General features: G+C 64.9%; 24 protein-coding genes. 14 read left to right on the top strand and 10 right to left on the bottom strand.

The window, feature by feature from the left end; all coding sequences use genetic code 11:
- Nucleotides 1-12 precede the first annotated feature (12 nt).
- Nucleotides 13-1,197, bottom strand: a complete 1,185-nt coding sequence (locus AABA86_RS27135) for a substrate-binding domain-containing protein (RefSeq protein ID WP_338309020.1) — start codon at nucleotides 1,195-1,197, stop codon at nucleotides 13-15.
- Between the two features lie 179 nt (nucleotides 1,198-1,376).
- On the opposite strand from AABA86_RS27135, the gene AABA86_RS27130 reads away from it, so the two are divergent.
- A complete protein-coding gene (locus AABA86_RS27130) occupies nucleotides 1,377-1,820 on the top strand; it encodes a MarR family winged helix-turn-helix transcriptional regulator (RefSeq protein ID WP_018320557.1) in 444 nt (147 codons plus the stop codon).
- A 204-nt stretch (nucleotides 1,821-2,024) separates the two neighbouring features.
- Here the strand turns inward: AABA86_RS27130 and AABA86_RS27125 are convergent, their stop codons facing one another.
- Both AABA86_RS27125 and secA read right to left on the bottom strand, forming a co-directional pair.
- Nucleotides 2,025-2,429 carry a DUF6006 family protein gene (locus AABA86_RS27125; RefSeq protein WP_212247108.1) on the bottom strand — a complete coding sequence of 135 codons (405 nt, stop codon included), beginning with the start codon at nucleotides 2,427-2,429 and terminating at the stop codon, nucleotides 2,025-2,027.
- Nucleotides 2,430-2,801: 372 nt separating this feature from the next.
- Nucleotides 2,802-5,642 carry a preprotein translocase subunit SecA gene (secA, locus tag AABA86_RS27120; RefSeq protein WP_338309018.1) on the bottom strand — a complete coding sequence of 947 codons (2,841 nt, stop codon included), beginning with the start codon at nucleotides 5,640-5,642 and terminating at the stop codon, nucleotides 2,802-2,804.
- A 354-nt stretch (nucleotides 5,643-5,996) separates the two neighbouring features.
- On the opposite strand from secA, the gene AABA86_RS27115 reads away from it, so the two are divergent.
- Together AABA86_RS27115 and argJ are read left to right on the top strand one after the other, a co-directional pair.
- On the top strand, nucleotides 5,997-6,905 hold the full coding sequence (locus tag AABA86_RS27115; RefSeq protein ID WP_212247113.1) for a peptidylprolyl isomerase: 909 nt from the start codon (nucleotides 5,997-5,999) through the stop codon (nucleotides 6,903-6,905).
- A 104-nt stretch (nucleotides 6,906-7,009) separates the two neighbouring features.
- Nucleotides 7,010-8,251, top strand: a complete 1,242-nt coding sequence (argJ, locus tag AABA86_RS27110; RefSeq protein ID WP_338309017.1) for a bifunctional glutamate N-acetyltransferase/amino-acid acetyltransferase ArgJ — start codon at nucleotides 7,010-7,012, stop codon at nucleotides 8,249-8,251.
- A 41-nt stretch (nucleotides 8,252-8,292) separates the two neighbouring features.
- Here the strand turns inward: argJ and AABA86_RS27105 are convergent, their stop codons facing one another.
- Entirely contained in the window at nucleotides 8,293-9,624 is a 1,332-nt protein-coding gene (locus tag AABA86_RS27105; protein WP_212247117.1) for a TadE/TadG family type IV pilus assembly protein, read from the bottom strand.
- Nucleotides 9,625-9,763: 139 nt separating this feature from the next.
- On the opposite strand from AABA86_RS27105, the gene AABA86_RS27100 reads away from it, so the two are divergent.
- Complete coding sequence (locus AABA86_RS27100; protein ID WP_212247118.1) at nucleotides 9,764-10,174, top strand: (deoxy)nucleoside triphosphate pyrophosphohydrolase; 411 nt, start codon at nucleotides 9,764-9,766, stop codon at nucleotides 10,172-10,174.
- A 134-nt stretch (nucleotides 10,175-10,308) separates the two neighbouring features.
- Here the strand turns inward: AABA86_RS27100 and AABA86_RS27095 are convergent, their stop codons facing one another.
- The gene (locus tag AABA86_RS27095; RefSeq protein ID WP_338309016.1) at nucleotides 10,309-11,187 is read right to left on the bottom strand and encodes a methyltransferase domain-containing protein; all 879 of its coding nucleotides are present in this window, start codon (nucleotides 11,185-11,187) and stop codon (nucleotides 10,309-10,311) included.
- A gap of 216 nt (nucleotides 11,188-11,403) precedes the next feature.
- Between AABA86_RS27095 and AABA86_RS27090 the strand changes: the two genes are divergently transcribed.
- From AABA86_RS27090 to AABA86_RS27070, 5 genes are all read left to right on the top strand, one after another.
- A complete protein-coding gene (locus AABA86_RS27090) occupies nucleotides 11,404-12,213 on the top strand; it encodes a ComF family protein (RefSeq protein WP_338309015.1) in 810 nt (269 codons plus the stop codon).
- A 35-nt stretch (nucleotides 12,214-12,248) separates the two neighbouring features.
- On the top strand, nucleotides 12,249-12,524 hold the full coding sequence (grxC, locus tag AABA86_RS27085; protein ID WP_338309014.1) for a glutaredoxin 3: 276 nt from the start codon (nucleotides 12,249-12,251) through the stop codon (nucleotides 12,522-12,524).
- Nucleotides 12,521-13,399: a carbon-nitrogen hydrolase family protein gene (locus AABA86_RS27080; protein ID WP_212247121.1), complete on the top strand. Its 879-nt coding sequence runs from the start codon at nucleotides 12,521-12,523 to the stop codon at nucleotides 13,397-13,399. The genes grxC and AABA86_RS27080 overlap by 4 nt, the downstream gene beginning before the upstream one ends.
- Nucleotides 13,396-13,878: a DUF1178 family protein gene (locus AABA86_RS27075; RefSeq protein ID WP_212247122.1), complete on the top strand. Its 483-nt coding sequence runs from the start codon at nucleotides 13,396-13,398 to the stop codon at nucleotides 13,876-13,878. Before AABA86_RS27080 ends, AABA86_RS27075 begins: the two co-directional genes overlap by 4 nt.
- 227 nt (nucleotides 13,879-14,105) lie before the next feature.
- A complete protein-coding gene (locus AABA86_RS27070; RefSeq protein WP_338309013.1) occupies nucleotides 14,106-14,243 on the top strand; it encodes a hypothetical protein in 138 nt (45 codons plus the stop codon).
- Between the two features lie 3 nt (nucleotides 14,244-14,246).
- Here AABA86_RS27070 and AABA86_RS27065 read toward each other — a convergent pair whose 3' ends face one another.
- The 3 genes from AABA86_RS27065 to AABA86_RS27055 all read right to left on the bottom strand — a co-directional run bounded on the left by AABA86_RS27065 (nucleotide 14,247) and on the right by AABA86_RS27055 (nucleotide 16,510).
- Complete coding sequence (locus AABA86_RS27065) at nucleotides 14,247-15,146, bottom strand: DMT family transporter (protein WP_338309012.1); 900 nt, start codon at nucleotides 15,144-15,146, stop codon at nucleotides 14,247-14,249.
- Nucleotides 15,147-15,254: 108 nt separating this feature from the next.
- The gene (ubiG, locus tag AABA86_RS27060) at nucleotides 15,255-16,028 is read right to left on the bottom strand and encodes a bifunctional 2-polyprenyl-6-hydroxyphenol methylase/3-demethylubiquinol 3-O-methyltransferase UbiG (protein ID WP_338309011.1); all 774 of its coding nucleotides are present in this window, start codon (nucleotides 16,026-16,028) and stop codon (nucleotides 15,255-15,257) included.
- 14 nt (nucleotides 16,029-16,042) lie between these two features.
- Entirely contained in the window at nucleotides 16,043-16,510 is a 468-nt protein-coding gene (locus tag AABA86_RS27055; protein WP_212247129.1) for a PH domain-containing protein, read from the bottom strand.
- 147 nt (nucleotides 16,511-16,657) lie between these two features.
- On the opposite strand from AABA86_RS27055, the gene AABA86_RS27050 reads away from it, so the two are divergent.
- The 3 genes from AABA86_RS27050 to prfA all read left to right on the top strand — a co-directional run bounded on the left by AABA86_RS27050 (nucleotide 16,658) and on the right by prfA (nucleotide 21,613).
- Entirely contained in the window at nucleotides 16,658-17,914 is a 1,257-nt protein-coding gene (locus AABA86_RS27050) for an aspartate kinase (protein ID WP_338309010.1), read from the top strand.
- A 288-nt stretch (nucleotides 17,915-18,202) separates the two neighbouring features.
- Complete coding sequence (gene ptsP / locus AABA86_RS27045; RefSeq protein ID WP_212247133.1) at nucleotides 18,203-20,470, top strand: phosphoenolpyruvate--protein phosphotransferase; 2,268 nt, start codon at nucleotides 18,203-18,205, stop codon at nucleotides 20,468-20,470.
- Between the two features lie 57 nt (nucleotides 20,471-20,527).
- Nucleotides 20,528-21,613 carry a peptide chain release factor 1 gene (gene prfA / locus AABA86_RS27040; protein ID WP_212247135.1) on the top strand — a complete coding sequence of 362 codons (1,086 nt, stop codon included), beginning with the start codon at nucleotides 20,528-20,530 and terminating at the stop codon, nucleotides 21,611-21,613.
- 8 nt (nucleotides 21,614-21,621) lie between these two features.
- Here prfA and AABA86_RS27035 read toward each other — a convergent pair whose 3' ends face one another.
- Nucleotides 21,622-22,092 (bottom strand): MarR family winged helix-turn-helix transcriptional regulator, encoded by a 471-nt coding sequence (locus AABA86_RS27035; protein WP_338309009.1) that lies wholly within the window; start codon nucleotides 22,090-22,092, stop codon nucleotides 21,622-21,624.
- 120 nt (nucleotides 22,093-22,212) lie between these two features.
- The gene (locus AABA86_RS27030; RefSeq protein ID WP_338309008.1) at nucleotides 22,213-22,689 is read right to left on the bottom strand and encodes a hypothetical protein; all 477 of its coding nucleotides are present in this window, start codon (nucleotides 22,687-22,689) and stop codon (nucleotides 22,213-22,215) included.
- A gap of 390 nt (nucleotides 22,690-23,079) precedes the next feature.
- Here AABA86_RS27030 and AABA86_RS27025 point away from each other — a divergent pair, with 390 nt between their 5' ends.
- Both AABA86_RS27025 and AABA86_RS27020 read left to right on the top strand, forming a co-directional pair.
- Nucleotides 23,080-24,414 (top strand): substrate-binding protein, encoded by a 1,335-nt coding sequence (locus tag AABA86_RS27025; protein ID WP_212247139.1) that lies wholly within the window; start codon nucleotides 23,080-23,082, stop codon nucleotides 24,412-24,414.
- A 99-nt stretch (nucleotides 24,415-24,513) separates the two neighbouring features.
- On the top strand, nucleotides 24,514-25,389 hold the full coding sequence (locus tag AABA86_RS27020; protein ID WP_026202378.1) for a branched-chain amino acid ABC transporter permease: 876 nt from the start codon (nucleotides 24,514-24,516) through the stop codon (nucleotides 25,387-25,389).
- The last annotated feature ends 8 nt before the right edge of the window (nucleotides 25,390-25,397 follow it).

The raw sequence follows: 25,397 nt of genomic DNA, 5'->3' as shown, positions 1-25,397 counted from the left end.
AACAGCCGCGTCTCAAAGCGTCTTGATCAGCTTGAAGTCGAGACCGTCGGCTTCAGCGAGGTACATCGGCATCTCGGCGCGCCCGTCGCGAAGAATGACGGGACCGCGGCCCGCCGAGTAAACGGTGTTGCGTGCAGCCTTCAGCAGCGGACGCAGCGCCAGCGAGCCGGCGCGATTGGCCACCGACTCCAGGAACCGCAACCCCTCATAGTTCGACTGGCCGACCGAGCCGACCGGCGGGGCGTGCGGGCCGAACATGGCCTGGTAGCCACCGAGGAACTCGTCATTGGCACGCGAGGCCATACAGTTGAAATAGCCGGAGGCGCAGAACAAATTCTCGGTGTTGTCGGCGCCGATGCCGAGCAGCACGGTCTCGTCCATCGCGCCGGCAAGCCGCAGCGTCGAGGTCGCAAGGCCGGCTTCCGCGAAGGCGCGATTGAAGGTGATGCTGTCGGTGCCGATCAGCGAGATCAGCACGACATCGGGCTTGGCGGCGCGGATGCGCGCCAGATGCGGCTCGTGATTGTCCTCGCCGACCGGGACGAACTCCTCGCCGACGATTTGGCCGCCGGCCTCCTTGATGTAGCGCTTCACCGCGCGATGCGACTGCCAGGGCCAGACATAGTCGCTGCCGATCAGGTACCAGCGCGCCGCCTTCTTGACGTCCGCGAGCCAGTGGATCGACGGCCGGCTCTGCCAGCGCGGCGTCTCGCCGATCGCCATCACGCCCGGCGTGCGCTCGCCGCCTTCATAGACCGGGGTGTAGATGTAGGGGATGCGGTTGCCGGTGACCTTGCGCAAGGCGACTCGGACGGCGCTGATATGCGAGCCCATGATCAGGTCGACCTCGTCGAAGGCGATCGCCTGCTCGGCGCGCCGCACGACGTCTTCGATCGGGCCGCCGGAATCGTAGATCGAAAGCTCGAGCTCGCGCCCCAGGATGCCGCCGCGCTTGTTGATCTCGGCGACCGCGAGCATGGCGCTGTTGGTGGAGGTCGGGCCCCAGATCCCGGGCGAGCCGGTGAAGGTGAGGAAATTGCCGATGCGCAGCTTGTTGCGCGCGCCGCGGCGTTTCATGACATGCGTGTCAAACGGCGACAGGTCGAAATCCGCTGCCGCGGACGACAGATTCCTGAACAGCAAAGACGGTGGCAACGCCGGACCGCCGTGAGCCGGGAAGTTTACCGTCGCGCGCACGCCAACTCCTGTCTGGCACCAGACCTGAAAGCACATTGAGCAGGCGGCCGCGGCTTCCGCCCTTTTGTTGGGCAATGATCCTATTTTGAAAATATTGAATATTCAAGAATTGAAGTGCATATAGATGCAGCATCGATTGCAAGACATTCACTCAATTGGGTCAAGACGAAGTCTTAGCCGTGGCAAAACCGTCGAAAGAAAACACCCCGATCACCGAACACCTCGCTTATTTGCTCGCGCAAGCCAACCGGGAGATCAACCGGCAGTTGGAACTGCGCCTGAGCAAGGAAGGCGTTCCCGTCGAGCAGTGGCGCATCCTGAAGGTGCTGTCCGATGGCAACGGCCATTCGATGGGCGAGCTTGCGGGCGCCGTGCTGCTCAACCATCCGACGCTGACCAAGATGATCGACCGCATGGTCTCCGACACGCTGGTCTATCGCGTGCAGGACCCGGGCGACCGCCGCAAGGTCCTGATGTTCATCTCCGACCGCGGCAAGGTGCTGTGCAAGAAGCTCAACTCGCTCGCGGTCGACCAGGAGGAGCATATCCTGGAGAGCTACGGCGACAAGTCGACGAGCGAATTGAAGCGGCTGCTGGAGAGCTTGATCGACAGCTCGAATTAGACCTCGTGGATTGGAGCGTGGGGGCCTTGCGAAGCCCGACACACTCATCTGCCATTCAATGCATGGAGAGAGGACCTCCATGAAAGCACGCGCGCTGGTCACGCTGGCATTGGTGGCGCTCACAGAGCGCACCCGGGCCTTATTCAGCTCTCAAGGCTCGCCCTCGAGTCTGGGCGGAGAATGAGCAGGCGCCGCATAATTGCATCATCGCCAGCACGAGAGGGAATAGCGTTGGCCGTTCCATGTCGTCCAGCCCGCGGCCTTGTTGCTGACCGGTTTGGCTAAATACCATTTATTGCCGTCGGCATGGTTGAAGTACACGCCGCCCTGCGTTCCGCTGCGCGGATTTGTTAACTTCACCCATCGCGAGCCATTATCCGAGAAGCTGCCTGCCCAGCGTGCTCCCGAGCTGGTGGTGCAAGTGTCGCCGTTACAGCTTGTCTGACTGTCATCAACGGCGGCCCATTTCATCCGGGCCGACCGGCCGTCTATGTTGCACGACCATGTTCCGCCCCACCATCCGCCCACTTGGCTCGCAGGGGCGGAACCGCAAGCGTAGAAACTCAGGGCAAGAACACACAAGGTGGTTGGCAGCGCGCGTTTGGACATTGTCTGGCTCCCAATTTTCGGCCCCCGTGCGATTCAATCAAAACACGGATTGAGCTCAGTAGAGGTGATCCAGATCACAATGAGCAGTGGCAAAAGATTGGATGGTCTACCCGAAGGCGTTCTCCGAGACACGATGCCGCGCTTTGACCATCGGCTTTCCAGGCTTCAGCTGCACAGCCGGACGAGCGAGTGGCCGCCGACAATCTGCTGCAGCGGGCACTCGGGAGTGACCACAGGAACAGGCGCTGCAGGCCACCATTCGTGATGCCCCTGAAGATCAGCAGGCACCGTATGGATCGGAAGCATTTCAATCCCTCGCGAACTCGAAGGCCAATACAGCACCGCGAGTTCGCTGGGTATTGAGATCATCGATCAGGCATACCGCCCGTGGCAGTGCTTGTACTTCTTGCCTGAGCCGCACGGGCAGTCCTCGTTGCGGCCGACCTTGCCCCAGCTTGCCGGGTTCTTCGGGTCGCGCAGCGCGGCGTCGGAGGTCTGGGCTCCGAGCGTGACGCTGGCGAGCGCCATTTCGTCCTCGCCGGTGTTCGGGTCGAACTTGTGCGCCTCCATCGGCGGCAGCACGGGTGCTTCCTGCTCCGGCGGGACGATCTCGACCCGCATCAGCTGCGCCGTGACGGCCTCGCGCAGGTGAGCGCTCATCTCCTGGAAGAGATTGAAGGCTTCGGTCTTGTACTCCTGCAAGGGATCGCGCTGGCCGTAACCGCGCAGGCCGATGACCTGACGCAGATGGTCGAGCATGATCAGATGCTCGCGCCAGAGATGGTCGAGCGTCTGCAAGAGGATGGTCTTCTCGACGTAACGCATCACGTCGGGACCCCATTGCGCCACCTTGGCCGCCATGTGCTCGTCGGCCTTGGTCTCGATGCGCGTGAGCAGCTCCTCGTCGGCGATGCCCTCTTCCTTGGCCCATTCGTCGACCGGCAGATCGAGATCGAGCACGCGCTTCAGCTCTTCCTTCAGGCCGGCGACGTCCCACTGCTCGGCATAGGCATGCTCGGGCACGTGCTTGGCGACGAGGTCGTCGATGAAGGCGTGGCGCATGTCGGTGACGGTCTCGGCGACGCTCTCGTCCTTCATCAGGTCGACGCGCTGGTCGAAGATCACCTTGCGCTGATCGTTCTGGACGTTGTCGAACTTGAGCAGGTTCTTGCGGATGTCGAAGTTGCGCGCCTCGACCTTCTGCTGCGCCTTCTCCAGGGCCTTGTTGATCCAGGGATGGATGATCGCCTCGCCCTCTTGCAGGCCGAGACGCTGGAGCATGCTGTCGAGGCGATCCGAGCCGAAGATGCGCATCAGATCGTCTTCCAGCGACAGGAAGAATTTCGAGCGGCCGGGATCGCCCTGACGGCCGGAACGGCCGCGCAGCTGGTTGTCGATACGGCGGGATTCGTGGCGCTCGGAGCCCATGATGTAGAGGCCGCCGGGCTTCGTCACGGTCTTGGCGGGCTTGTTGCCCTTCGCCGGCTCGACCTCGACGATCTCTTCAGCCTTCAGCACGATGTCGCGGAAGCGCTCGACGTCGGCCTTGATCTGCTCGATCTTCCTGGCCTTCTCGGCCTCGTCCTCGATGCCCGCGGTCTCCTTCGGGATGCGCATCTCGAGCGAGCCACCGAGCTTGATGTCGGTACCGCGGCCGGCCATGTTGGTCGCGATCGTGATCGCGCCGGGCACGCCGGCTTCCGCGACGATATAGGCTTCCTGCTCGTGGAAGCGCGCATTCAGCACCGCGAACAGTTTCGCCGGCTTGCCGGCACGCGCGGCAGCGTACAGCTTGTCGAGCGCGTTCTCCTTGCCGAAATCGATCTGCTTGTAGCCGTTCTGCTTGAGAAACTCGGCCAGCACTTCCGACTTCTCGATCGACGCCGTGCCGACCAGCACCGGCTGGAGCCGCGAATTGGCCCGCTCGATCTCGGCGAGGATGGCCGTGTATTTTTCCTTGTGGGTGCGATAAACCTCGTCGTCCTCGTCGAGGCGGCCGATCGGCACGTTGGTCGGGATCTCGACGACTTCGAGCTTGTAGATGTCGAAGAGCTCGTCCGCTTCGGTCAACGCCGTGCCGGTCATGCCGGCGAGCTTCTCGTACATCCGGAAATAGTTCTGGAAGGTGATCGAGGCCAGGGTCTGGTTTTCCGGCTGAACCTGCACATGCTCCTTGGCTTCCAGCGCCTGGTGCAGACCTTCGGAATAGCGGCGGCCCTGCATCATGCGTCCGGTGAACTCGTCGATGATGACGACCTCGTCGTCGCGCACGATGTAGTCCTTGTCGCGCGTGAACAGCGTGTGCGCGCGCAGCGCCTGGTTGATGTGGTGCACGACGGAGACATTCTCGACGTCGTAGAGCGACTCGCCCTTGAGCTGGCCGGCATCGCGCAGCAGGGTCTCGATCTTCTCCATGCCGGCTTCGGTCAGCGTCACCGTGCGCTGCTTCTCGTCGACCTCGTAGTCGGTCTTGTCGAGCTTGGGCAGGAAGCCGTCGATGGTGTTGTAGAAATCGGAGCGGTCGTCGAGCGGACCGGAGATGATCAGCGGCGTGCGCGCTTCGTCGATCAGGATGGAATCGACCTCGTCGACGATGGCGTAGAAATGCGGCCGCTGGACCATGTCCTCGAGCCGGTACTTCATGTTGTCGCGGAGATAGTCGAAGCCGTATTCGTTGTTGGTGCCGTAGGTGATGTCGCAGGCATAGGCCGCCTTGCGCTCGGCATCGTCGAGGCCGTGCACGATCACGCCGGTGGTCATGCCGAGGAAACCGTAGATCTGGCCCATCCAGCCGGAGTCGCGGCGGGCTAGGTAGTCGTTGACCGTGACGACGTGGACGCCCTTGCCGGCGAGCGCGTTGAGGTAGACCGCGAGCGTCGCCACCAGCGTCTTGCCTTCGCCGGTCTTCATCTCGGCGATGTCGCCCTCGTGCAGCACCATGCCGCCGATCAGCTGGACGTCGAAATGGCGCTGGCCGAGCGTGCGCTTGGCGGCCTCGCGCACGGTAGCGAAGGCGGGGACGAGCAGGTCGTCCAGCGTCTTGCCCTCGGCGAGCTGCTTCTTGAAGTCGGCGGTACGGGCCTTGAGCGCCTCGTCGGAGAGCTTCGAGACCTCTGCCTCCAGCGCGTTGATCGCGTTGACGCGGGACTGATATCCCTTCACCCGCCGGTCGTTGGCGGAGCCGAAAAACTTGCGGGCGAGCGCGCCGATCATGCCTAGTTCCTGTGTTCGCGATTCAACCGCGTTGCAGCCAAGAAGTTGTCACCCGCCTGCCTATCAACTCACCGTGACGCCTGATGGCGTCAGAGCCCGGACTGCGGGGGGTCATCCGCCATATGGGTGGGAATTGGGCAAGTCTGGGTTCAACGGCCAAAAACGCAGCAAAATAAACGCCATCGCCATGGTCGCGACCGGGCAGAGATATGGCCCGGTCAGGGCCTTGTCAACGGCGGGCGCATTGCGGCTAATTCATCATTTTGACAGACTTTTCGCGTTGCCAAGCCCCCCTGTATTGGGCGAGTGTCCGCCCCGCTCGAGCAGCCCCCTGCTTCAACATAAGGATTTTCCATGACCACCTCGTTCCCGGTAACCAAAACCGGCCTGCGCTTCGGCCTCGCCACCGCCCTCGTGGGCTGCCTTGCGCTGGCGCTGATCGCGGGTCCCGGCCGGGCCGCCGACGATCCGGTCCTGGCGAAGGTCAATGGCGCTGAAATCAAGAAGAGCGACGTCGCCATGGCCGAGGAGGAGCTCGGGCCGAGCCTCGCCCAGATGGACCCGGCGACCAAGGACGAGAACGTCCTGTCCTTCCTGATCGACATGAAAATCGTCAGCAAGGCTGCCGAGGACAAGAAGGTTGCCGATGGCGAGGAATTCAAGAAGCGCCTGGCATTTGCCCGCAACCGGCTTCTGATGGACAGCCTGCTCGCGGGCGAGGGCAAGGCCGCTACCACCCCCGACGCCATGAAGAAGGTCTATGAAGAGGCCTCCAAGCAGATCACCGGCGAGCAGGAAGTGCGCGCCCGCCACATCCTGGTCGAGACCGAGGACGAGGCCAAGGCGGTGAAGGCCGAGCTCGACAAGGGCGCCGATTTCGCCGAGCTCGCCAAGAAGAAGTCCAAGGATCCGGGCTCGGCCGACGGCGGCGATCTCGGCTTCTTCACCAAGGAGCAGATGGTGCCGGAATTCTCGACGATCGCCTTCGCGCTCGAGCCCGGCAAGATCTCCGACCCCGTCAAGTCGCAGTTCGGCTGGCACGTCATCAAGGTCGAGGAAAAGCGCAACCGCAAGGCGCCCGACTTCGAGCAGGTCAAGGCCCAGATCGAGCAGTACGTCACCCGCAAGGCCCAGGCCGACTACGTCGCCAAGCTGCGCGCCGAAGCCAAGGTCGAGCGGCTGGACCAGCCGGCGGCGGACGCCAAGCCGGCGGATGCGGCGAAGCCCTCCGACAGCAAGATGGCGCCGCCTGCAAAGAAGTAAGAATTCGCTGTCACTTCGGTGACGTGAAGAGTATCTAAGCCTTCGTGATGCCCGGCCCCCGCGCCGGGCATCTGCATATTCAGATCCCACCAAGGCGCCCCGCGATGTCCTCCTCCGTCTCCCCGCTCGCCCCGAAAACAGTTCCCGACATGCCCGTGATCGCGGGCATTCGTCTTGCGACGGCCGAAGCCGGCATCCGCTACAAGAACCGCACCGACGTGCTGCTGGCGGTGATGGACAAGGGCACCGCGGTCGCCGGCGTCTTCACCAAATCGAAATGCCCCTCCGCACCGGTGGAATGGTGCCGCGCCAAGCTGAAGGGCGGCAAGGCGCGCGCGCTGGTGGTCAATTCCGGCAACGCCAATGCCTTTACGGGCAAAACCGGCCGCGCCTCCACCGCACTGACCGCCAAGATCGCGGCCAAGGCGGTCGGATGCAGCGAGGGCGAAATCTTCCTGGCCTCGACCGGCGTGATCGGCGAGCCGCTGGACGCGACCAAGTTCGACGGCGTGCTGGGCCGACTGGCTGAAGCCGCCGAGCCCGGCGATTATCTCACCGCCGCCAAGGCGATCATGACCACCGACACCTTCCCGAAGGTCGCGACCGCGACCGTCAAGCTCGGCAAGGCCAAGGTCACCATCAACGGCATGGCCAAGGGCGCCGGCATGATCGCCCCCGATATGGCCACGATGCTGTCCTTCATCTTCACCGACGCGCCGATCGCGCCCGCGGCCTTGCAGGCGCTGCTCAAGAGCGGCGTCGAGGACACCTTCAACGCGGTGACGATCGACGGCGACACCTCGACCTCGGACACACTGCTGGCCTTCGCCACCGGCGCTGCCGCCGCGCACGGCGCACCGAAGATCAGCCGCGCCAGCGATCCGCGGCTGAAGGCCTTCGCCAGGGCTTTCAACCAGGTGCTCGCCAATCTCGCCGAGCAGGTGGCGCGCGACGGCGAAGGCGCTCGCAAGCTGGTCGAGATCACGGTCGAGGGCGCCAAGACCAAGGCCTCGGCGCGCAGAATCGCGATGTCGATCGCCAATTCGCCGCTGGTGAAGACCGCGATCGCCGGCGAGGACGCCAATTGGGGCCGCGTCGTGATGGCAGTCGGCAAGGCCGGCGAGCCGGCCGATCGCGACAAGCTCTCGATTTCCTTCAACGGCATCCGCGTCGCCAAGAGCGGCGCGCGCGATCCTGATTATGACGAGGCACAGGTGTCGGAAGCGATGAAGGCGCCGGAGATCGCGATCAAGGTTTCGCTCGGCCTCGGCAAGGGCCGTGACCGCGTCATGACCTGCGACCTCACCAAGGAATATGTCGCGATCAACGGCGATTACAGGTCGTAGCTCTTCTCCCTCGCCTTGCTTGGCAGGGAGAGGTGAGCAGCTCACCCCGAGATGCGCGCGTCCGCAACCGCCTTCTTGAACAGTGCGTTCATGGCCTCCGAGATGCCCTGGGTCGGGCTGACCTCGAAATAGAACCCGGGTGAGGCGCAGCTCTGCATATTCTGCGCGATCTGGCTGTTCGGCGATGGACCGAACGGGCCCTGGTTGAATGGGTCGATCCAGTCCATGTACCACTTGTTGGTCGGCAGTTTCAGGTACGTGGTGTACAGCACCGCAATCTTGACCCCACGATCTTTCATCGCCTTGCAAAGCGAGGCATTGAGCGGCGACTGACATCGCGAGCTCCCCGAGAGCGGCTTCAGGCAGCCCGCGTTGCTTTCGTCGGCAACGCCATCGGAGACGAAGAACAGATATTTCAGGGGTGAGTTGGACGTGCCGCTTCCGGGATTCGGGATCTCGTTGCTGATCGCCGGAAACAGGGTGCTGAACTGCGTATCCTGGTCCTTGGTGTAGCTGTCGTTGTTGCCGTAGACGCCCATCAGGTCAATGTTGCCGGCCGCCGTCTTGGCGCTCGACAGGCTCGACGACAGCGAGAACAACGCGCGCAGGCCGATCGTCTTGGACGAGGCGCCGAAATCGTAGATCGCCATGCGGAACTGATTGGAATAGGTCTGCGTGGCAGCGGCCGTGTCCATCAGCGACTGCGTCGCGCTGCGCAGCACGTCGATCCGGGTCGTCACGCCGAGCGTCTTGGCGAGATTGTAGTAGTTGTTGGAGTCGTTGTAGTCGTGGCAGGCGAAGGCGCATTTATCCGACGTGTTGTTGACCATCTTGGTCACGTCGTCCGGCGTCGCCGCCACGCCCATCGACGGCGAATTGTCCAGCAGCAGGTAGAAGTCGATATAGAGAGGCATGCTGGCCGTCGCTTTCGACGTACCGCTCAGCGTCAGCGCGGTCTTGCCGATCAGACCGAGAAACATGGTGTTCATGGTGGCGTTGAACGCAACGGTCGAGGTGACGGTCGAGCCGGTTTTGACCACGGTCGGCGTGGCGCTGTTGAGGGTGTAGCCGGTCAGATTGGCGCGATTGGCGTCGAAGATGTTCTGGGCGTCGGTGACGCCGACGGAGATCGAGCCATCTGACGTCATGGTGCCGGCGGCCTTGAAGGCCGGCGAGGCCTTTGCGATCGAGCCGACGCTGGCGGCATCGGCCGCGGCCTGAAGCTTGGCCCGGGTCTGCGTCGCGCGCGAATAGTCGACCGCGCAGCCGACCGCCGTGATCAGCGGGACGCAGGCGAGTGCGAAGATCACAGCGATATTGCCGCGCCGGTCGCGGATGAACCGGCGGATGATGGTGGAAGGCACGGCGCGCATGGTTCGGGGCCCGGAGTGGTTTAAGCGTTTTCACTCTAGGAACCGTCGATTAAATATGACTTATGGGAACCTCGGAAACACGGGCCGCAATGGGGTTAACAATCCGTTGCGAATGATCTTCAGCGAGCGACATTCAGGCATGACCGATCTGAAACTGACACTGGTTGTGGCCTGCGCGCTGATCGACGCCGACAAGCGCGTCCTGATCGCGCAGCGCCCCGCGGGCAAGACGCTGGCCGGCCTCTGGGAGTTTCCCGGCGGCAAGCTGGAGCCGGGCGAACGGCCGGAGCAGAGCCTGATCCGCGAGCTGCACGAGGAGCTCGGCATCACCGTCGCCGAGCCGTGCCTGGCCCCGCTGACCTTCGCGAGCCACGGCTACGAGACCTTCCACCTCCTGATGCCGCTCTATATCTGCCGCCGCTGGGAAGGGATGGTGACGCCGCGCGAGGGCCAGACCCTGGCCTGGGTCCGCGCCAACAAGCTGCGCGACTACCCGATGCCGCCCGCGGACATTCCGCTGATCCCGCATCTGATTGATCTATTGATGTGAGATGCACTGTGCCCCGGACGCAGCGCAGCGCTCCTTCAGCGATGCGCTGCAGAGCCGGGGCCCACGCTTGCCGCGGAGCTGGGTCCCGGCTCTGCGCAGCAGCGTTTCACGCTGCAGCGCGTCCGGGACACGCATCACTCTTTCCCCGCCTTCTTCACCGCCTCCGCGAGACTCGCTTTCGCCGACCCCGGCTTCAGCGGCTGCTGCTGGCTGGCATGCGGGGCCCAGCCGGACAGCCAGATGATGTCGAACGTCGCGCGGATGCGGCCGTCGGCATCGGCAAAGCGCTCGGCGTAGATTTCGGCCATCCGCAGCAGCGTCGCGCGTCGCGACGGCGTGCGCCGCCGCTCGATCAGCACGTTGGCCGCGCCCATGCGGCGGAGATCCTGCATCAGCGCGAACGCATTGCCGTAGCGCACCACGACGCGGTCGACATCGGTCACCGGCAGCGCAAAGCCCGCGCGCTGCAACAGCGCGCCGATGTCGCGCAGGTCGGCGAACGGTGCGACGCGCGGCGAAACGCCGCCCTCGCATTCGGCTTCCGCGGCGGCAAAGGCCTGCCGCAGCTCGGTCAGGCTGTCGCCGCCGATCATGGCGGCGAGCAGCAACCCGTCCGGCTTCAGCGCGCGGCGGATTTGTGCGAGCACGCCCGGCAGGTCGTTGACGAATTGCAGCGCCAGCGCGGAGACGAGGAGATCGAGGCTTTCCGGCGCGAAGCGCAGCTTCTCTGCGCCCACAGCATCGAGCGCGATCCGTTGGATCGACGGCAGGCGCGCGCGCAACGCCGCAAGACCCTCACCCGGCGTCCAGAGATCGGCCGCCGCGTGAAACTCCCGCATCACTGCGCCCAGCCGGTCGGACATGTCCTCGGCGACGCGATCGAGCAGGAAAGTCACCTCGCCCTGCGCCTGCGCACGCCGCTGCCGCGATTGCAGCAAAGCGCGATCGAACAGAGCGGGCGGGGCTTGAGGGGCGGTAGCCATGCCGCTGGTTACGCCGATCACGCTGGTCATTGCAATCTCCCCTCTCGTGTCCCGGACGCGGTGCGGCACGTAGTGACGCTGCGCAGAGCCGGGACCCGGAAGGCAGCACCGCACGATGCGGTGAGATGGGCCCCGGCTCTGCAGCGCACCGCCCCGGACGATGCCTTGCATCGCCTGGGGCGCTGCGCTGCGTCCGGGGCACGAGTGCGACTTGAGCGGATTGTCGTGGAACGCTAGCCTTCCCGCATGGAAGCCGACGCCGCCCCCACCCGTTCCATCGCCGGCCCCTTCCGGGGGGCATGGACGGCCGGCCGCCACGCGCTGTCGCGTGCGGCACGGCTCGCGCTCGACATCGCGCTGCCGACCTTGTGCGTGTCCTGCCGCGAGCCGGTCGATGGCGAGGGCGTTTGCGCGGCCTGCTGGGCGCGGCTGTCGTTCATCGAACGTCCCTATTGTCCGCGGCTCGGCATTCCCTTCGTCTATGATCCCGGCCCCGACATGCTGTCGATGGAGGCGATCGCCAGCCCGCCGGCCTACATGCGGGCCCGCGCGGCAGTGCGCTATGACGACGTCGCGCGCACCCTGGTGCATGCGCTAAAATACCAGGACCGCACCGATCTGGCCCCGGCCATGGGCCGCTGGATGGCGCGCGCGGGCGGCGAGCTGCTGGCGGGGGCCGACATGCTGGTGCCGGTGCCCCTGCATTGGCGGCGGGCCTGGCGCCGCCGCTACAACCAGTCCGGAGCCCTGGCGCAGATCATCGGACGGCAGAGCGGGGTCAGGGCGAGGGCTGAGGTGCTGCGCCGGGTGCGCGCCACCGAGCAGCAGATCGGCCTGTCGCGGGCCCAGCGCGCCACCAATGTGCAGGGCGCGTTCCAGGTATCTCCCGACCGTCAGGCCGAAATCCAGGGCCGCCGCATTGTCCTGATCGACGACGTCCTGACGTCGGGGGCGACGCTGGATGCCTGCGCGCGGGTCCTGCTCCGGGCCAAAGCCGCCCAGGTCGACGTGCTGGTCTTCGCCCGGGTTGTCGAGAGCGGCCCCCGTCCCATATAATTCAATGACTTCATGACATGAGAGCGCCGGACGCCATGACTGCTGCTGTCGAGATCTACACCAGGCCGGGCTGCGGCTATTGTTCCGCGGCGAGGTCCCTGCTGACCCGCAAGAAGGCGACCTTTACCGAATTCGACGTCGCCAAGAACCCCTCCTGGCGGGACGAGATGTACGACCGCGCGGGCGAAGGCTCGACCTTCCCGCAGATCTGGATCGGCGGAACCCATGTCGGCGGCTGCGACGATCTCTACGCCCTCGATCGCGAAGGCAAGCTCGACGACATGCTGGACAGCGTGAAGGCGGTGTCATGAGCGAGAACCGCACCTTTACGGCCGCCATGGTGCAGATGCGCACCGGCCTGATGCCGGAGCCCAGCCTCGCCCAGGCCACAAGGCTGATCCGTCAGGCGGCAGCCAATGGCGCCGACTACGTGCAGACGCCCGAAGTCAGCAACATGATGCAGCTGAACCGCAAGGCGCTGTTCGAGCATCTGCAGAGCGAAGAGGACGACACTTCGCTGAAGGCCTACCGGGCGCTCGCGGCGGAACTCAAGATCCATCTCCATGTCGGCTCGCTGGCGCTGCGCTTCTCGGCCGAAAAGGCGGTCAACCGCTCCTTCCTGATCGGGCCCGAGGGCAATGTGCTCGCGAGCTACGACAAGATCCACATGTTCGACATCGAGCTGCCGGACGGCGAGAGCTATCGCGAATCCGCCAATTACCAGCCGGGCGAGACCGCGGTGATCTCCGATCTGCCCTGGGGCCGCGTGGGCTTGACGATCTGCTACGACGTGCGCTTCCCCGCGCTCTACCGCGCCCTCGCCGAGAGCGGCGCATACTTCATCACCGTGCCCTCGGCCTTCACCCGCAAGACTGGCGAAGCGCACTGGCACGTGCTGCTGCGCGCGCGCGCGATCGAAACCGGCTGCTTCGTCTTCGCCGCGGCGCAGGCAGGCACCCACGAGAACAAGCGCGAGACCTACGGCCATTCGCTGATCATCGATCCCTGGGGCGAGATCCTCGCCGAAGGCGACGTCGAGCCCGGCATCATCATGGCCAAGATCGATCCTGCCAAGGTCGAGACCGCACGCCGCGCGATTCCCTCGCTCCAGCACGGCCGCCGCTTCGGCGTGTCCGATCCCAAGGCCGGACCTGATCATTTGCACCTCGTGCGAGGATCGGCATGATCCGCTACGCGCTTCGCTGCGACCGCGACCACGACTTCGAGAGCTGGTTCCAGAGCTCGTCGGCCTATGATTCGCAGGTCAAGCGCAAGCTCGTGACCTGCCCGATCTGCGGCTCCGCCAAGGTCGAGAAGGCGATCATGGCTCCGCGCATCGTCGGCAAGAAGGGCCGCGGGCGCGCGGTGCCGCCGCCGGAACCGGCGGCTGCTCCGACGCCCGAGGCTGCACCGTCAGGACCGACCTCGCTGATGCTGGCGCAGGAGAAAGAGCTGCGCACCAAGCTGAAGGAGCTGCGCGATCACATCGTGAAGAACGCCGACAATGTCGGCGAGCGCTTCGCCAACGAAGCCCGCGCGATGCATTACGGCGACAAGGAGCACCGTCCGATCTACGGCGAGGCGTCGCCGGAGGAAGCGAAGTCGCTGATCGACGAGGGTATCGAGGTATCGCCGCTGCCGACATTGCCGGAAGACCGGAACTAATACGAGGCCCATGAGCCGCGAATCGATCCTCTCGTCCCTCGTCGAGTTCGATGCTCCCGTTCAGCAGCTCAAGGCCGCACTCGGCACCTTGACCTGGGACTGCGCCCCGGTGGTCACGCTGATGCGGAGCCACATCTCTGCTGTCCTCGAGCGCTATTCCAGCTGTCCTCGAGCGCTATTCCAGCGGGGAGATCGATGCCCCGACCGTTGAGGATTGGGCCAACCTCGTGGAGTGCCGCGAAGACATCGGCTTCGAGGCGGGGTTTGAGGACGTGATCGATGCAGCGATCTTTGATTTGGCAAACCCGATCTTGAGCGGCGAATTGCACGTGCTGGCGCCCGGCATGCTTGCCGGGCTCCGCTGACGCCTAGGCTCCGATCAGCACCGCCACGCCGACCACGATCAACACGATCCCGAACAGCTCGCGCGGTGCGATCGGCTGCTTGAACGAGTAGTACGCTACGGCCTGCGCGAACAAAACCTCGATCAAGGCGAGGGTGCGGACGTTGGCGGCCGCGGTCAGTGCGAAAGCCAGGAACCAGAACTGCGAGGCGAAAGCGCCGGTGAAGCCGGCCAGCATCGAGGGCCGCCACATCCGGAGAATGTCTTGCAGTATCTTCGGCGCGCGCAGAAGCAGATAGACCGTCAGGATCAGCGTCTGCACAAACAGGCCGAGCACCAGCGTGAACGATGCCGCCGTCACGAACGAGACGCCGGGAACGTTGATGATCGCGCCGCGGAAGCCGACCGCGGAGAGCGCGAAACACGCCGCAGCGATCAGGCCGGTGAGGGTCGGCTTCAATTCCGCAAAGCTCTTCTCGCCGCCCGGCCGCAGCGCCGTGACGACGACGCCGATCGTCGCGACCACGATCGCCAGCACCTTCAGCCAGGTCAGGTGATCGCCGAGGAAGACGAAGCCGAAGATCGCGGTCTGGATCGCCTCGGTCTTGAGATATGCCGTCGTCACCACGAAGGAGCGGTCGTTCATCGCCAGCAGCATGAGGCCGGTCGCAACGATCTGGCTGAGCGCGCCGAGCAGCAGCCACGGCCAGAACACGACCGGCGGATTGCCGAGATGATCGCCGGTGGCGGCCAGCACCGCGCCGAGAAACAACACCGAGAACGGGAAGCCGAACAGGAAGCGGATATTGGTCGCGCCCCAGGTCCCCAGCGGCTTGGTCAGCGACCGCTGCATCGCATTGCGCACGACCTGCCCGAGCGCGGCAATGACGGTGAAGGGAATCCAGAGGCTGGCGATGGTGAACATGGGTGGAGGGCGGTGGGAGGAGAGGCGTGCAGCCAACCTGCCGTCAGCGTGGCGACAGGTCAATCACACCCAAGTCATAGGAGCGATGCTCGGAGCTCGCTCGCGCTCTCACACCATGCCTTCCGCCACCACCATGTAGTTCACGTCCATGTCGGACGAGAGCGACCATTTGTCGGCGAAGGGAGAGTAGACCACGCCGGTCTGCTCGGTGATGACGAGGCGGTTGTCGAGCAGGTGTTTTGTCAGCTCGTCGGGGGTGACGAACTTGTTCCACTCGTGGGTGCCGCGCGGCAGCCAGCGCAGGACGTATTCGGCACCGACGATGGCGAGCGCAAAGCTCTTCCAGTTGCGGTTCAGCGTCGAGACCACCATGAGGCCGTTCGGCTTCAGCATCGCGGCGCAGCGCTTGAGGAAGACGCCGACGTCGACGACGTGCTCGACCACCTCCATCGCCAGCACGATGTCGAAGCGCTCGCGCGGGTCGATCTCCTCCACCGTGGTGCAGCGGTAGTCGATCGCAAGATGGCCCTTGTCGGCATGCAGCTTCGCCGCGGCGATGTTACTCTGGGAAGGATCGACGCCGATGACCTGCGCGCCGAGCCGCGACAGCGGCTCGCACAGTAGGCCGGCGCCGCAGCCGATGTCGAGCACGCGAAGGCCGCCGAGGCAGTTGAGGCTGCGCAAATTGCGCTCGAACTTGCGGCAGGCGGCGTCGCGGATGTAGCCGAGCCGCAGCGGGTTGATCCGGTGCAGCGGCGCCATCTTGCCGTTGGGGTCCCACCACTCCGCCGAGAGCTTTGAGAATTTCGCGATCTCGGCGGCGTCGACGGTCGAGCCCGGCTGCGGGCTCGCGGAGAGGGAAGTATTTTGCTGCATGCTCATGGTTACGCGCGGTCCTACCGCGTGGTGATCGAACTACGGAAGGCGAGCGGTGAGGCGATGGTCTTGATCGTCTCGATCCCCTCGCCGACGCCGCGAATCGTCACGTCGCCGTAGTTGAGAATACGTCCAAGGATGGTCTGATCGACATCGACGCTCTCGACCTTGTCGAGCGCCATCTCGAAGGTGCGGCGCTTGATGAAGCCGGTCTTGTGCACGACCCTGAGGTTGGTGACGTCGGTCTCGGTGGTGAAGCGGTGGAACCAGCCCTTGAGGGTCCAATACACCGCCGCCAGCGCCGCGAGACCCGCAGCTCCCAGGCAAAGCAAAACGAGCCAGTCGACAGCCGCCTGCCGCGACAGGATCAGCAGGCCCAAAGCCACGATCCAGGCCAAAATCGCCGGAAAATAGAAGATCCAATGCGCATTGGTCGAATACAGCACCCGCTCCCCGGGCTGCAGGATTTCGTCAATATAGCGCGCCATAACCTCTGATAACCCATTGCCCGGATTGGCCGGAGCAGGAACCCGCTTGCCCCCGGCCCCGCCCCTCTGTATACGCGCGGTCGGGCCTGCGGCATCGCCTCGCGCGGGTCACCATACTTATCCTTATGAGGGAATGCACGCGTCGTCATGAGCCGCCTCGTGATGAAATTCGGCGGCACATCCGTCGCCAACATCGAACGTATCCGCAACGTCGCACGCCATGTGAAGCGTGAGGTCGACGCCGGCCATGAAGTGGCCGTGGTCGTCTCGGCGATGTCCGGCAAAACCAACGAGCTGGTGGCCTGGTGCACCGAGGCCTCGCCGATGCACGACGCGCGCGAATACGACGCCGTCGTCGCCTCCGGCGAACAGGTGACATCCGGCCTGCTCGCCATCGTGCTCCAGGGCATGGGCATCCAGGCCCGCTCCTGGCAGGGCTGGCAGATCCCGATCAAGACCAGCGACGCCCACGCCTCGGCCCGGATCGAGGACATCGACGGCAGCGAGATCATCAAGCGCTTCAGGGAGCGCAAGGAGGTCGCGGTCGTCGCCGGCTTCCAGGGCATCGACCCGAAGACCAACCGCATCACCACGCTCGGCCGCGGCGGCTCCGACACCTCGGCCGTCGCGATCGCCGCCGCCGTCAAGGCCGACCGCTGCGACATCTATACCGACGTCGACGGCGTCTACACAACCGACCCGCGAATCGTGCCGAAGGCCAAGAGGCTCGGCAAGATCGCATTCGAGGACATGCTGGAACTGGCCTCCCAGGGCGCAAAAGTGCTCCAGGTCCGCTCGGTGGAACTCGGCATGGTCCACAACATGCCGATCTTCGTCCGCTCGAGCTTCGACAAGCCCGAGGATATCGACCCGCATGCCAACCAGCCGCCCGGCACGCTGATCTGCAGCGAGGAGGAGATCATGGAAAGCCACGTCGTCACCGGTATTGCCTTCTCCAAGGACGAGGCCCAGATCTCGGTGCGCCAGATCGAGGACAAGCCGGGCGTCGCTGCCTCGATCTTCGGCCCGCTGGCAGAAGCCAACATCAACGTCGACATGATCGTGCAGAACGTCTCCGAGGACGGCAAGACCACCGACCTCACCTTCACGGTGCCGGCGGCCGACTATACCCGCGCCAAGGACACCATTACCGCCGCCAAGGGCAAGATCGGCTATGCGCGGCTCGATACCGCCACCGACGTCGCCAAGATCTCGGTGATCGGCAGCGGCATGCGCAGCCATGCCGGCGTCGCCGCCCAGGCGTTCTCGGCCCTCGCCGGACGGAATATCAACATCCGGGCCATTACAACCTCCGAGATCAAATTCTCGGTTTTGATCGACACCGCCTATACTGAGCTTGCGGTGCGCACCCTGCACACGCTCTACGGTCTCGATCAGGGCTAGACTAATTTTCTCTTAGCGGTCGCAGCAAACGCGAAGGTGTACACACCTTCGCGTTTGGCAGGCGTTTTGCTTGGCAAAACAAGCCTCAATTCGCTATACGGCGAACAGGGTGGGCTGCCGCAGACTGTGTCCCAGTTAGGCGGCGCTGATTCGGTGCAAGCGCTAGATCTCGTGTAGATTTTGGGTTTGTGCCTGCGCCGGACAAACAAATTGGTTGTTTTTCTGGAATTTTAGGCCAGCCGCCGGCCGATACCGCCGGGCCGGGCAGACGGAGGAGATTGACGGGACATGCGGAGCGCGTCGGGAGGTCCCCGCGTCTTGTTGAGACGGCTCCGCGAAACCATGGCGGAGCAGGTTTCGGCCCAGGAGCGGCTGGACAAGATCGTGGTGCTGATCGCCGCCAACATGGTGGCCGAGGTGTGCTCGGTCTATGTGCTGCGCATCGACAACACCCTGGAGCTCTACGCCACCGAAGGCCTCAACCGCGAGGCTGTGCACCACACCGTGCTCAGCGCCCATGAGGGCCTGGTCGGCCTCGTCGCCAGCGAGGCGACGCCGCTCAACCTGAGCGATGCGCAGAGCCACCCGGCCTTCTCGTTCCGCCCGGAGACCGGCGAAGAAATCTACCACTCCTTCCTCGGCGTGCCGATCCTGCGGGCCGGCAACACGCTCGGCGTGCTGGTGGTGCAGAATCGCGCCAAGCGCAACTATGTCGAGGAGGAGCTCGAGGCGCTGCAGACAACCGCGATGGTGCTGGCCGAGCTGATCGCCTCGGGCGAGCTGTCCGCGCTGGCGCAGCCGGGGCTGGAGCCTGCCGCGCGCCATTCCGCGCAGAAGGTCGGCGCGATCCTCTCGGAAGGCATCGCGCTCGGCCATGTCGTGCTGCACGAGCCGCGCGTCGTCATCAAGGACTACATCGCCGAGGACCTGCCCAAGGAAATCAAGCGGCTCGACACCGCGCTGGCCAAGCTCCGCGCCGATCTCGACCGCATGCTGGAGCGCGGCGACGTCGCCGAGGGCGGCGAGCATCGCGAGGTGCTGGAAGCCTATCGCATGTTCGCCAACGACCAGGGCTGGTCGCACAAGCTGCACGAGGCGGTCGCCACCGGCCTCACCGCGGAAGCCGCCGTCGAGCGCGTGCAGTCCGACACCCGCGCGCGCATGCTGCGCTCGACCGACCCCTATTTGCGCGACCGGCTTCACGATCTCGAGGATCTCGGCTACCGCCTGATGCGGCAGCTGGTCGGCCAGGACCACGCGCCCTCGCGCGAGCAGCTGCCCGACAACGCCATCGTCATCGCCCGCGCGATGGGCCCGGCCGCGCTGCTCGACTACGACCGCAAGCGCCTGCGCGGCATCGTGCTGGAGGAAGGCACCGCCAACTCCCACGTCTCGATCGTGGCGCGCGCGCTCGGCATTCCTGCCGTCGGCGAAGTGCCGAATGCGCCGGGCATCGCCGATCCCGGCGACGCCATCATCGTCGACGGCACCTCCGGCTCGATCTATGTGCGCCCCTCGCAGGAAGTCGAGGCGGCCTTCGCCGAGCGCGTGCGCTTCCGCGCCCGCCGCCAGGCGCAATATCTGGCGCTGCGCGACCTGCCCTGCGTCACCAGGGACGGCCAGAAGGTCGAGCTGATGATCAACGCAGGTCTTGCGATCGACCTGCCGCATATCGAGGACACCGGCAGCGCCGGCATCGGCCTGTTCCGCACCGAGCTGCAATTCATGGTGGGCCAGAGCCTGCCGCGCACCAGCGACCAGCTGGCGCTGTATCGCACCGTGCTGGATGCGGCCGGCAGCAAGCCCGTCACCTTCCGCACCCTCGACATCGGCGGCGACAAGGCGCTGCCCTATATGGAAGCCGTGATCGAGGAAAATCCCGCGCTCGGCTGGCGTGCGATCCGGCTCGGGCTGGATCGTCCCGGCCTGCTGCGCGGCCAGATTCGCGCGCTGCTGCGCGCCGGCGGCGGCCGCGCGCTGCGCATCATGTTCCCGATGATCTCGGAGGTCGCCGAATTCGATTCGGCGAAGGCGCTGGTCGAACGCGAGCTCACCTACTTGCGCCAGCACGGCCATACGCTGCCTGAAAGAATCGACATCGGCACCATGGTCGAGGTCCCCGCGCTGCTCTATCAGCTCGACGAGCTCCTGAAGAAGGTCGACTTCATCTCGGTCGGCTCCAACGATCTGTTCCAGTTCCTGTTTGCGGTCGATCGCGGCAACGCAAAAGTATCCGAGCGCTTCGACACCATGTCGGCGCCGATCCTGCGCGCGCTGCGCGAGATCGCGCGCAAATCGCAGGCGGCGAACAAGTCGCTCTCGCTCTGCGGCGAGATGGCGTCCAAGCCGATCGGCGCACTGGCCCTGATTGCGCTGGGCTACCGCTCGCTGTCGCTTTCGGCAACCGCGCTCGGTCCCGTCAAGGCCATGGTCATCGATCTCGATGCCAAGAAGGCCGAAGCCATGCTCGGCCCGCTCCTCGACGCGCCGGCGGGCAGCGTCTCGATCCGGCAGAAACTGACGGAATTTGCCGAGGCCGAAGGCCTGGCATTGTAGCGGGCCTGTCGCCGCTCGCTGCCGCCTCGCCTCCTTCCGTCATTTGAGACTGAACCGATGTCGTCACTCCCCGAAGCCAAACTGGACGTGCTCCTTGCACATCACGCCTCTCTTGAGGCCGAATCGCTGGGACAGCTCTCCTCCGAGCGCTATGTGCAGATCACGCGCGAGCTCGCCGAGATCACCCCGCTGATCGAGGCCGTGAAGGCATATCGGTCTGCCGTCAAAGAACTCGCCGACACCGAGGCGCTGATCGCCGATCCCGCGACCGATGCCGAGATGCGCGGCATGGCGGAAGCCGAACGCGACGAGCTCGCGCCGAAAATCGAGGAGCTGGTCCAGAAGATCCGCGTCGCGCTGCTGCCCAAGGACGCCATGGACGACCGCAACGTGGTGCTGGAAATCCGCGCCGGCACCGGCGGCGACGAGGCCTCGCTGTTTGCCGGAGACCTGTTCCGGATGTACGAGCGCTTCGCTGCCTTGCAGGGCTGGAAGGTCGAGGTGATCTCGGCCAGCGAAGGCACCGTCGGCGGCTACAAGGAAATCATCGCGGAGGTGCAGGGCCGCGGCGCGTTCTCCAAGCTGAAATTCGAATCCGGCGTGCATCGTGTGCAGCGCGTGCCGGACACCGAGACGCAGGGACGCATCCACACGTCGGCCGCGACGGTGGCCGTGATGCCCGAGGTCGAGGAGGTCGACGTCGACATCAAGAACGACGATCTCAGGATCGAGACCATGCGCGCGCAAGGCGCCGGCGGCCAGCACGTCAACAAGACGGAATCGGCGATCCGCATCACCCACATCCCGACCGGCATCGTGGTGATGATGCAGGACAGCCGCTCGCAGCACAAGAACCGCGCCTCCGCCATGAACATCCTGCGCTCGCGCATCTACGACGCCGAGCGCCAGCGCGTCGATGCCGCGCGCTCGGCCGAGCGCAAGGAGAAGGTCGGCTCAGGCGACCGCTCCGAGCGCATCCGCACCTACAATTTTCCGCAAGGGCGCGTCACCGACCATCGCATCAACCTGACGCTCTACAAGCTGCCGCAGGTGATCGCAGGCGAAGCGCTCGGCGAATTGACCGATGCGCTGACCACCGAGCATCAGGCCGCGCAGCTCGCCGCTCAAGGCGCGGCAGCCTGATCCCTGCCTCAGCGCACCTTTGCCGGGAACGATCGCAGGATCTTGCCCAACGCGGGTGCAGCGGCGCTCAGCTCGTCCAGGTGAATGCGCGAAAGCGACCGCAGCTTCTGCTCGCCCTTGGCCGTCAGCTTGACCAGGACGCGCCTTGCATCCTCGGGATCGGCTTCCCGGCCGATCAGCTTCAGCTTCGCCATGCGGTCCACCAGTTCCACCGCCGTATGGTGCCGGATCAGGAGGAAGCCGGCGATGTCGCCGACGCTGGCACCGCCGGGGTCGGCCAATCCCTTGATCGCCAGCAGGGCCTGGTGCTGCTGCGGCGTCAGTCCGGCGTTCTGGGCCGCCGCTTCACTAAAGGCGAGGAAAGTGCGCAGCTGATAGCGGAATTGCGCGAGCGCCGCATAGTCAGCCTCACGCATTGCGCCGCCCCTCGAGGGCGTAGCGCGCGCCGTGCGTCCAGTCTTCCGCTTCGCGTCAGCCATTCCGTACCTTCGACCTCCGCCCGCCAGCGGAGCGGGCGCTGCCGAGACTAGCAAGGATGGCCGGGCGGAACCACCGACGGGCGTCGCAGATGCACAAATATAGGGTGCTTTACAGCCCTGCTATTCGAAGTTGGAGAGCTTCTTCACCAGGATGACCTGAAACGCGATCGGAATACGAACGCTCTTCCGCCTGATCGAGCGCTGGAGCGCACTGGCGATCTCGGCGCTGGTCAAGGCGCCTTCGGATGCATTCGTGATCAACTCACCCCACATCTGCGACAGCGAGCCGACGGGCGGGATCACCGGCTTGATGGTCACGCCGCAGCCCTGCGCCCAGTCGATGATCTCCCGCATCGTATGAGGACCGCAATTGCGCGTCGTCGCAAGCCGCTCGGCCGTCAGCGCGAGCAGCAGATCGCGCGAGGGCGACCAGGCCCCCTTCGGCGGCTGCTCGCCGGTGAGCTCGACCGCGAGCTCCTTCAGGACGTTCTGGGCCCGCACGCTCAGTCTCTGCATCGGTACGGGCGTGCGCTTGGCCTGAACGGAGCCGACGGCCGGCCCCCGCTGACCGGCGGACCGGCTGCGCGGCTCCGGCATGCGCAAGGCATCGCCGGGCTGCGGCGATGCGCGCTGGTCGCTCCCCTCCCCGGCAGGCCACGCCGCCTCCTGCCGCTCCGCCTCTTGCGGCCAGGACCGTCGCTTCCGGGTACCCGCTACTGTCGTCTGCCGCGGCATCTCTCTCGCCGAACCCGCCAATCTCGTACTCACAAAGACTAATATATATCGTGATCCGATATGTTTTCACGCGATAATTTTCGTCGTTCGACCAAAGGCGAAATTGACAGAAGGTGTTCACGAGCAATGTTTACGTCCAGGAGCCACACGCGGATGTGACGTGCCCGGTGCAGGCAGGCCCTTCGAGGCCGGTTGCCGCCGGACAGGTCGTGTTTTGCCTGCAAACAAGAACGATATCCGGAGGAAACGATCATGACCGACAATCTCATTCGCCGTGGCCTCTCGCGCCGCGGCCTGCTCCAGACCACGGCAGGCCTCATCGGCGGCTCGGTGCTGCCTGCGATGCCGGCCTTCGCCGAGGACAAGCCGGCCGTCGGCTCCTATCCCGCGGGCGTTTCGGGTTCCACCGCCTTCATCGGCATCTCGGTGCCGCGCACCGGAACCTATGCCGTTCAGGGCGAGGACGAGCTCAAGGGCTATCAGCTCGCGATCGAGCACATCAACAGCGGTCACGACCTGATCAAGAAGATCTCGCCGAAGACCAGCAAGGGCGTGCTGGGCAAGGAGCTGAAATTCGGCGTCGCGGATTCTGCGGCCAAGCCGAACGAGGCCGTGCAGGCGCAGCAGCGCTTCATCAGCGAGAACAAGGCGATCATGATCACCGGCGGCACCTCGAGCGCCGTTGCCGTGGCGCTGAACAAGCTCGCCCAGCGCGAGCATGTGCTGTTCGTCTGCGGCATCTCCGGCTCGAACGACACCACCGGCAAGGACTGCGTCCGTTACGGCTTCCGCCAGAACTTCTTCGGCCAGACCGCCGCGGCGGCGATCGGCCCCGTCATGGTCAAGGAGTTCGGCAAGGGCAAGAAGGCTGCGTATCTCACGCCTGATTACACCTACGGTCACACCGTCACCAAGTCGATGCAGGACTTCCTTGCGACCGCCGGCTGGACCACCGTGACCAACCAGGTCGCGCCGCTCGGCGCGCCCGATTATTCCTCGTATCTGCTGAACGTCGCGAATTCCGGCGCCGACGTGCTGATCAACGTCAACTGGGGTCACGACGCGGTGCTATCGACCCAGCAGGCCAAGCAGTTCGGCGTGCTCGACAAGATGAAGCTGGTCGTCCCCTACCAGGTGCCCTTCATCGCGCGCGAGACCGGCGGGTTGATGCAAGGCGTCTACGCCGCCACCGACTATTGGTGGACGCTCGAGGACAAGTTTCCGCTCGCCAAGATGTTCAACGAGGCCTTCGAGAAGAAGTACGGCTACAAGCCGGAATGGGGCGCGGAGAACGCCTATGTCAGCTTCGCGCACTGGGCCCGCATGTGCGAGCAGGCCGGCAGCTTCAACCCGCCCGATGTGATCAAGGCCTATGAGAAGGGCGAGACGCTGCCGTCCCTGGTCGGCGACGTGCATTACCGCCCCGAGGACCATCAGTGCGTCCGCCCGGTGATCATCGTCAAGGGCAAGCAGCAGAAGGACATGAAGACCAAGGAGGACTGGTACGACGTGGTCGAGATCGTCCCGGGCGAAGGCTTGATGCAGAAGCCGGACGCGTTCGGCTGCCATCCCGGCGACTACAGCTGAGCTCGCGCTACCCCCCTGTGACGCCGTAGGTCGCTTCCGGCTCCTGCGGCGTCATCCCTTTTGCGCACCGCCGGAACGCGCCACAACCGTGATCATTGCATGATTAGTTGGCCCAACCTCGTCTCGCAGCTCTTCAACGGGCTCGCGCTCGGCGCGCTGCTCGCGCTGATCAGCTCCGGCCTGACCATTATCTACGGCACGCTCGGCGTGCTCAACCTCGCGCATGGCGCGATGTTCATGATCGGCGGCTATGCCGGCTTCGTCGCCTACCAGTACACCGAATCGTTCATCCTCGCCGTGATCGCCGGCTCGCTGTTCGTGATGCTGCTGGGCGTTGCAATGGAACGCGTCATCATTCGCCATTTCTATCATCGGCCGCACGAGGACCAATTGCTCGTGACTTTCGGGCTCGGCATCTGCTTCGTCGAGATCATCCGGCTGATCTTCTCCAGCCAGTCGCAGCTGGTGCCGCCGCCGGCGATATTCCAGGGCATCACCAATCTCGGCTTCATGTTCTATCCGACCTACCGCCTCGCGGTGGTCGGCATCGTCGCGATCGCACTCGGCGCGCTGTTCATCATCCTGTACCGGACCCGGCTCGGCATGATCGTGCGGGCCGGCATCGAGGACTCCGTGATGGTGGATTCGCTCGGCATCAATGTCTACCGGGTCTTCATGGTGGTGTTCGGCATCGGCGCGATGGCCGCCGGCTTTGCCGGCATCGTCAACGCGCCGGTGGTGTCGCTGACACCGGGCATCGGTGACGACATCCTGGTCCAGACCTTCGTGGTGGTGGTGATCGGCGGCGTCGGCTCGTTTCCAGGCGCGATCCTGGGCGGCCTGATCGCCGGCGAGATCATCAGCGTCACCTCCATGTTCAACCCCGGCTACGCCTATGTGATGCTGTTTGCGGCGATGACGCTCGTGCTCGTGGTGCGACCGCATGGCCTGCTCGGCGTCCAGGGCCGCGAGTAAGTGGTCTC

This window comes from Bradyrhizobium sp. TM233 (genome assembly GCF_036247965.1).
Taxonomy (GTDB): Bacteria; Pseudomonadota; Alphaproteobacteria; order Rhizobiales; family Xanthobacteraceae; genus Bradyrhizobium; species Bradyrhizobium ottawaense.
Note: the sequence above shows the minus strand (reverse complement) of the source record. Positions and strands in the feature narration are given on the sequence as shown.

What these genes read in the sequence shown, in the direction of transcription:
- AABA86_RS27125 (WP_212247108.1), bottom strand. Translation starts at nt 2,429, where the DNA reads ATGTCCAAACGCGCGCTGCCAACCACCTTGTGTGTTCTTGCCCTGAGT.
- secA (WP_338309018.1), bottom strand. Translation starts at nt 5,642, where the DNA reads ATGATCGGCGCGCTCGCCCGCAAGTTTTTCGGCTCCGCCAACGACCGG.
- AABA86_RS27115 (WP_212247113.1), top strand. Translation starts at nt 5,997, where the DNA reads ATGACCACCTCGTTCCCGGTAACCAAAACCGGCCTGCGCTTCGGCCTC.
- argJ (WP_338309017.1), top strand. Translation starts at nt 7,010, where the DNA reads ATGTCCTCCTCCGTCTCCCCGCTCGCCCCGAAAACAGTTCCCGACATG.
- AABA86_RS27105 (WP_212247117.1), bottom strand. Translation starts at nt 9,624, where the DNA reads ATGCGCGCCGTGCCTTCCACCATCATCCGCCGGTTCATCCGCGACCGG.
- AABA86_RS27100 (WP_212247118.1), top strand. Translation starts at nt 9,764, where the DNA reads ATGACCGATCTGAAACTGACACTGGTTGTGGCCTGCGCGCTGATCGAC.
- AABA86_RS27095 (WP_338309016.1), bottom strand. Translation starts at nt 11,187, where the DNA reads ATGACCAGCGTGATCGGCGTAACCAGCGGCATGGCTACCGCCCCTCAA.
- AABA86_RS27090 (WP_338309015.1), top strand. Translation starts at nt 11,404, where the DNA reads ATGGAAGCCGACGCCGCCCCCACCCGTTCCATCGCCGGCCCCTTCCGG.
- grxC (WP_338309014.1), top strand. Translation starts at nt 12,249, where the DNA reads ATGACTGCTGCTGTCGAGATCTACACCAGGCCGGGCTGCGGCTATTGT.
- AABA86_RS27080 (WP_212247121.1), top strand. Translation starts at nt 12,521, where the DNA reads ATGAGCGAGAACCGCACCTTTACGGCCGCCATGGTGCAGATGCGCACC.
- AABA86_RS27075 (WP_212247122.1), top strand. Translation starts at nt 13,396, where the DNA reads ATGATCCGCTACGCGCTTCGCTGCGACCGCGACCACGACTTCGAGAGC.
- AABA86_RS27065 (WP_338309012.1), bottom strand. Translation starts at nt 15,146, where the DNA reads ATGTTCACCATCGCCAGCCTCTGGATTCCCTTCACCGTCATTGCCGCG.
- ubiG (WP_338309011.1), bottom strand. Translation starts at nt 16,028, where the DNA reads ATGAGCATGCAGCAAAATACTTCCCTCTCCGCGAGCCCGCAGCCGGGC.
- AABA86_RS27055 (WP_212247129.1), bottom strand. Translation starts at nt 16,510, where the DNA reads ATGGCGCGCTATATTGACGAAATCCTGCAGCCCGGGGAGCGGGTGCTG.
- AABA86_RS27050 (WP_338309010.1), top strand. Translation starts at nt 16,658, where the DNA reads ATGAGCCGCCTCGTGATGAAATTCGGCGGCACATCCGTCGCCAACATC.
- ptsP (WP_212247133.1), top strand. Translation starts at nt 18,203, where the DNA reads ATGCGGAGCGCGTCGGGAGGTCCCCGCGTCTTGTTGAGACGGCTCCGC.
- prfA (WP_212247135.1), top strand. Translation starts at nt 20,528, where the DNA reads ATGTCGTCACTCCCCGAAGCCAAACTGGACGTGCTCCTTGCACATCAC.
- AABA86_RS27035 (WP_338309009.1), bottom strand. Translation starts at nt 22,092, where the DNA reads ATGGCTGACGCGAAGCGGAAGACTGGACGCACGGCGCGCGCTACGCCC.
- AABA86_RS27030 (WP_338309008.1), bottom strand. Translation starts at nt 22,689, where the DNA reads ATGCCGGAGCCGCGCAGCCGGTCCGCCGGTCAGCGGGGGCCGGCCGTC.
- AABA86_RS27025 (WP_212247139.1), top strand. Translation starts at nt 23,080, where the DNA reads ATGACCGACAATCTCATTCGCCGTGGCCTCTCGCGCCGCGGCCTGCTC.
- AABA86_RS27020 (WP_026202378.1), top strand. Translation starts at nt 24,514, where the DNA reads ATGATTAGTTGGCCCAACCTCGTCTCGCAGCTCTTCAACGGGCTCGCG.